The 6,637-nt window shown below is 46.6% G+C and carries 4 protein-coding genes; 1 reads left to right on the top strand and 3 read right to left on the bottom strand.

Annotation, left to right across the window (positions count from 1 at the left end; all coding sequences use genetic code 11):
* Positions 1-18 precede the first annotated feature (18 nt).
* From F8C67_RS05390 to F8C67_RS05380, 3 genes are all read right to left on the bottom strand, one after another.
* Positions 19-2,472: a sodium-translocating pyrophosphatase gene (locus tag F8C67_RS05390; RefSeq protein ID WP_151666784.1), complete on the bottom strand. Its 2,454-nt coding sequence runs from the start codon at positions 2,470-2,472 to the stop codon at positions 19-21.
* Between the two features lie 115 nt (positions 2,473-2,587).
* Positions 2,588-3,568 carry a pyruvate dehydrogenase complex E1 component subunit beta gene (locus F8C67_RS05385; RefSeq protein WP_151666783.1) on the bottom strand — a complete coding sequence of 327 codons (981 nt, stop codon included), beginning with the start codon at positions 3,566-3,568 and terminating at the stop codon, positions 2,588-2,590.
* Between the two features lie 51 nt (positions 3,569-3,619).
* A complete protein-coding gene (locus F8C67_RS05380; RefSeq protein WP_151666782.1) occupies positions 3,620-5,710 on the bottom strand; it encodes a LamG-like jellyroll fold domain-containing protein in 2,091 nt (696 codons plus the stop codon).
* Positions 5,711-5,866: 156 nt separating this feature from the next.
* Here F8C67_RS05380 and F8C67_RS05375 point away from each other — a divergent pair, with 156 nt between their 5' ends.
* Positions 5,867-6,607 carry an electron transfer flavoprotein subunit beta/FixA family protein gene (locus F8C67_RS05375; protein ID WP_151666781.1) on the top strand — a complete coding sequence of 247 codons (741 nt, stop codon included), beginning with the start codon at positions 5,867-5,869 and terminating at the stop codon, positions 6,605-6,607.
* Positions 6,608-6,637 lie beyond the last annotated feature (30 nt).

Here is a 6,637-nt window from a genome sequence, read left to right as displayed (position 1 = left end):
TGTAGAGTGAAGCGTTTATTACTTCATGTTTCCCTTTACAGCGTAGCTTTCTTTGTCGTAACCAAACTCGATGGTCACTGGAATAGACTTGCCAGACTGTTGGCTTACGATAGTACCTTTGGCGTAGTTCTTTGGACCAGCATTGGTAACGGTAGCGTTCAAGTTTACCATTCCGTACTCGCCTGTGATTTCGAACATATCCTTATCAAAAAGGATTAGGTTAACCATCTTCGCTTCGCCGTCAAGCTCGTGAACTTCACCAGCTTCAACAATTACTTCGCGGTCTCCGTCAGGAAGATTGTAGACAATCATTCCTTCGTAAAGATTCACCACTTCTTCCTGACCAGTTGTAGTGTAGGTAGAAGTTGCGCTGTGACCACTGTTGCCATCAACGTGGATGTGTGGAGCGATGATCAAAGCTACAATTGAAGTAAGCTTGATAAGGATGTTCATTGAAGGACCAGAAGTATCCTTGAACGGATCACCAACAGTGTCACCAGTAACTGAAGCCTTGTGTGGTTCAGAACCTTTGAACTCCATCTTACCTTCGATTTCAACACCCTTTTCGAATGATTTCTTAGCGTTATCCCATGCACCACCGGCGTTGTTTTGGAACATACCCATAAGTACACCAGAAACGGTGATACCAGCGAGAAGGCCACCGAGAGCCTCAGGACCAAATGCAAAACCTACGATGGCAGGCGATACGATCGCCAATGCACCAGGAGCAATCATCTCACGGATAGAGGCGCGAGTTGAGATCTCAACACACTTCTCGTATTCTGGAGTCGCTTTTCCTTCCATGATACCTGGAATCTCTTTGAACTGGCGACGAACTTCCTTCACCATATCCATAGCAGCGCGACCTACAGCCGCAATTGCCAATGAAGAGAAGATGAATGGAATCATACCACCAACGAAGAGCATGGCCAACACCTCAGCTTTGTAGATATCGATGCTGTTGATACCAGCAAGACCTACGTAAGCAGCGAAGAGTGCAAGCGCAGTAAGTGCTGCGGAAGCAATCGCAAAACCTTTACCTGTTGCCGCAGTAGTGTTACCTACAGCGTCGAGGTTATCCGTACGGTCACGAACTTCACTAGGAAGGCCGCTCATTTCAGCAATACCACCTGCGTTATCCGCAATTGGACCGAAAGCGTCGATTGCAAGCTGCATAGCTGTTGTTGCCATCATACCAGCAGCGGCAATTGCCACACCGTAAAGTCCGGCGAATGCGAATGATCCGTAGATACCACCTGCCAAAACGATGATCGGAAGTACCGTTGATTCCATACCGATAGCCAAACCACCAATAATGTTGGTAGCGTGACCCGTAGAAGATTGACGAACGATGCTCAGTACCGGACGACGACCCATTGCGGTGTAGTGCTCGGTGATGATTGACATCAATGCACCTACAACGAGACCAACAATAATGGCCATGAACACGTCGAGGTTAGAGAATGAAGCACCTGTACGATCGAATGACATTTGCTCAGGGAGCATGTACATTACGAGGAAGTAAGATGCGATTGCTGTAAGGATCATAGATCCCCAGTTACCTTTATTAAGTGCAGCTTGAACGCTGTCTGTTTCTTTAGAAACGCGAACGAATAGCATACCGATGATTGAGAATACAATTCCCAAACCTGCGATTACCATTGGAAGGAGGATTGGAGCGATACCGTTGAACTCATCAACAGAAGTTACTTCGCGACCCAATACCATTGTAGCGAGGATAGTTGCTACATAAGAACCGAAGAGGTCAGCACCCATACCAGCAACGTCACCTACGTTGTCACCAACGTTATCTGCAATTGTTGCAGGGTTACGCGGATCATCTTCAGGGATACCCGCTTCTACTTTACCAACAAGGTCAGCACCTACGTCAGCCGCCTTAGTGTAAATACCACCACCTACACGAGCGAAGAGTGCGATAGATTCAGCACCCAAAGAGAAACCAGCCAATACTTCGAGGGCAGTTTCCATTTCACCTTCATACATTCCAGAGAATACAATGAAGAGGATACCTAGACCAAGAACAGCAAGACCAGCAACACCTAGACCCATTACGGAACCACCGGTGAAGGATACTTTCAATGCTTTAGATAGGCTTGAACGGGCAGCTTGAGTTGTACGAACGTTCGACTTAGTTGCGATGTTCATACCGATCCACCCAGCAAAAGCTGAGAAGAATGCACCGATAAGGAAGCTAAGTGCGATCACCCAATCTGAGTGCTCAACTAGTGTTCCGGACCATCCCAATAGCAAAGCTGCAGCAGCTGCGAAGATGGATAGTACGCGCCACTCGGCACGTAAGAAAGCAAGTGCACCTTTTGCAATGTGACCTGCCAATTCTTTCATATTCTCTTCTCCGGCGTCTTGTTTATTTACCCAAACCGCCTTTACAATCATCACAATTAGACCGAGTACGCCTAATAGTGGAACCAGGTACATCGTAGATTCTCCCATGGTTTTATAGTTCAGTTATGTACTTGTTACTCTTCTTACGTTCAAAGAAAAAGCCCCGCAGTTGCGGGGCGCAAATATACATTATGAAATGTAACATTTTACTATAAAAGCCTCATCAATCCATATACATAACACCGCGGATAGCTTTTACAACTTTCTCGGTGTTTGGAAGGAAGGCTTCCATTAGTGTCGGACTGTACGCCGCTGGCGTATCTGCCGTGTTAATTCTCACAATCGGCGCATCCAAGAAATCGAAAGCTCTTTTCTGTACCATATAGCTAATCTCTGTGCTGATGTTACCCAACGGCCATGCTTCTTCAACAATCACAAGGCGATTGGTCTTCTTCACAGATTCAATAATTGTATCGTAGTCGATCGGACGAACAGAGCGGAGATCGATAAGCTCTACCTCTACTCCATCTTTGGCCATTTCGTCAGCAGCTGCTTGAGCCACTTTCAAAATCTTACCAAAGCTGATAACAGTCACATCAGAACCAGAACGCTTGATGTCTGCCACACCGATTGGCAAGGTGTATTCTTCTTCAGGCACTTCGCCCTTGTCGCCGTACATCTGCTCAGACTCCATTACGAGAACGGGGTCATTGTCGCGAATAGCCGACTTAAGAAGTCCCTTTGCATCATAAGGGTTTGCTGGAACTACCACCTTTAATCCCGGGCAGTTTGCATACCAGCTCTCAAAAGCCTGTGAGTGCGTTGCACCAAGCTGTCCTGCAGAACCAGTTGGACCGCGGAATGTGATAGGAACAGTCAACTGACCTCCACTCATCTGGTGAATCTTGGCCGCATTGTTGATGATTTGGTCAATCGCAACCATCGAAAAGTTCCATGTCATGAACTCCACGATCGGACGAAGACCGCCCATTGCAGCGCCTACACCAATACCGGCAAATCCAAGTTCAGCAATAGGAGTATCAATTACTCGTTTCGCACCGAACTCGTCAAGCATCCCTTTAGACGCTTTATAAGCTCCGTTGTATTCGGCCACTTCCTCGCCCATCAAGAAGATGTTCTCGTCGCGGCGCATTTCTTCGCTCATGGCCTCGGCCACAGCTTCACGAAATTGAATCGTTCTCATAGTTTACCTTTCAGAGGACCGCAAATTTATATAAAAAGGCTTGGCAAACCGTCATCTCGCCAGCATCATCGTTCCAGTTTTTACAACTGGGTCTGCTGGGCCTGTCCATCTGCGGTATTGCAATTTGTACATGTAGAGGCCTATTTCACAGTTTTTCCCTCTAAATGTACCATCCCACCTCGCATGTGGGTCGGTTGAATAGAATACCCTATTCCCCCATCTATCGTAAATCTCAAACTCGTAATACTGGAAGTAACACTTCGTGAATACTCCAGTAGATTCATTAATTCGATCCAGATTTGGCGTAAAGGTATTTGGGATGTCAATTCTACAATCGCAATCCACAAAGTCAATATTGATGGTGTCTGAAACGAAGAAGCATTCATTCTGCAAGGTAACCCAATAGGTTCCAGGGTCGTTGAAGATGCGCTGTTCATTCGACATCGAACCGTTCCACCAACGGTAGGTTCCAACGTTCGGATTGAATCGCCAGCGCAAGCCTTCTCCCAAACACATCAATGTATCTTTTCCCAAATCGACGCTCAAAGCAGGAATCACGCGTACAGTAACATAATTGGTCGCCGTACAGTTCCCATTGTCAACCCTGAGCTCATAAACGCCGGCTCTACCTACTCTAATGGATCGAGTTGAATCTCCCGTATCCCAATAATAAGTGACATCGCCACCCACTGGACATCTCAAATCGATGGAATCGCCTTGACAAATGGTCGTGTCATTGACCCATTGCCATTCTGGGATAGAGTCGAGTGTCACAAATGCGCTGTCGTATTTCACACAATCGCGCCATTGCATTTTCACCCAAACGGTGCCAGACTGACTCACGGACCTTCTAAATGAGGTGCCTCCATTATCCCATTCATATGTAGCTCCGGTCATTAAATCGGCCATCACGAAGCCTACCTCATTGGCGCAAACATTTATGCTGTCTAACAAATTTGGGGTGAAATAGAGTGAGTCAACTAAGAAGTACTCCTCTCGCCATCTTCGGGTATGTCCACTCTCATTCAAAAGCGTAAATCCACAACCATTGGAAATCTCGCTTCGCACATCCCATTGCGTATTGTGAATATCTCGGCTAAAGATGTAGGAGCAAACATCACATACGTGTTCACGTCCACCGAAGTAAAAATCCATATCCCATGAACCTGTTGTATCCGAACACCACACTCCGATCACTCCATCTGGTTCGACCACCGTATCAGGAATCCCCTCTCTTTCTTGAGGCATTCCGTTGGTATAGTAAATATGTATGCCTTCATCAGCAGGCAAATTCACCCCAGTAACGGCAAGACTATCGCGCCCAGGAGCAAAGCCCAGTTCTTTACCTATCCATGAATCGGTATACATATATGTACTTACGCTACCAACTGGCGCACCCGAAATGGTAATATGTCCAGCTTTGATGCTGGCGTTCCAGCCTACCGGCACCCCATTACAGGCGTCGTCTATGAGGCCGTTGTTCATATCGTTAAAATTGTAACCCGCTTTCAGATTATTCCAACACTGTGTGCGTTGGCACATCTTTTCTCGGATTTGGACTTCGGTTCGTGCAACGGACCAAAAGCGGACCTCATCGAAGGTTACATTTGGACTTCCTGTTCGCTGGGTACCCCAAGTACCTAGATAAAAAGGCTCATCGGCTCCTTCCACGGGTGGTGGAGGTAATTCATCTCTTGGATGGGAATCAGCTTGAAGAATGCCGTTTACGTACATCCTCATTCCTTCGTCGCGCTTAATAGTGAAGGCAAGATGATACCAAACACCCCTCTTCCACTCTTGTTGATCACTTTGAATGGTAAACCCAGCTTGGTTGTTGTAATCGGCGATTGTCCATTTCAAGTATCCATTTTCAACATAAACACCGAATCGGCCACCCCATTGAGAAGAAGGACCGTATTTATCCTTGACCAGTAAGGGTTCTACGGTAGACATGGACGCATTCCAATCCTGATTTGGTCTAATCCAAAAGCTGACCGTGCGGAAGTTATCGGTAACTTGAGAAGGGATAATAAGATATGCCTGCTGGTTTCCAGTAGCGGTGGTAAAGCTGATATCTTGAGCCACCAAAGCCATGGAAATCACACACAAGAGTAGGGTGAATTGAGCGCGTAGACGAGGCATAATCTATCAAATGTATGAATCTAGCATCACTTATGAACATGACACCGAGTGAGTTGTTAGGCATGAAGAAGAAATTGATAGCGAAAATCAATGGGTTTGAGACCATTTTTTGGCTATTTTCGCAAAACCTAAGTTTCAAGTTGAAAAAGGCTCTATATGAAGATATTGGTGTGTATTAGTCACGTGCCGGACACAACGTCCAAGATTAACTTCACGAACGACAATACGGAATTCGACACAAACGGCGTACAGTTTATTATCAACCCGTACGACGAATTTGGATTGACAAAAGCAATCCAACTCAAGGAAGCAAACGGAGGATCAGTTACCGTACTCAATGTAGGTGACGCCTCTACCGAGCCTACTTTACGCAAGGCATTGGCCATTGGCGCAGATGATGCCATTCGCGTTGACGCCAAACCATCCGACGCATATTTCGTTGCCGAGCAAATCGCTGCCGTGGTAAAGGAAAATGAATACGACCTCATCATTTGTGGTCAGGAATCGATCGACTACAACGGTGGACAAGTAGGCGGAATGGTTGCAGCTATGCTCGACCTCCCTTACGCTAGCCCATGTGTGGGCATGGACATCGACGGTGGAAGTGCAACCGTACTTCGCGAAATCGATGGCGGTAAGGAAAAGAGCAAAATGACCCTCCCGATTGTAATTGGCGGTAAAAAAGGATTGGTTGAAGAAAAAGACCTCCGAATTCCGAACATGCGCGGAATTATGACCGCCAGAACTAAGCCTCTTGCGACCCGCGAAGCTGTGGGTGCCGACGCAAGAACAAGCGCTGTGAAGTTTGAGAAGCCAGCTCCTAAGGCTGACGTGAAATTGGTCGACAACGTGAACGACCTAGTGAATCTACTTCACAACGAGGCTAAAGTGATTTAATCCCATCCATTGGGACAATTATAAAATTAG

The organism is Phaeocystidibacter luteus, from assembly GCF_008933115.1.
GTDB classification, from domain to species: domain Bacteria; phylum Bacteroidota; class Bacteroidia; order Flavobacteriales; family Schleiferiaceae; genus Phaeocystidibacter; species Phaeocystidibacter luteus.
This window is presented reverse-complemented; position numbering and strand designations above follow the sequence as displayed.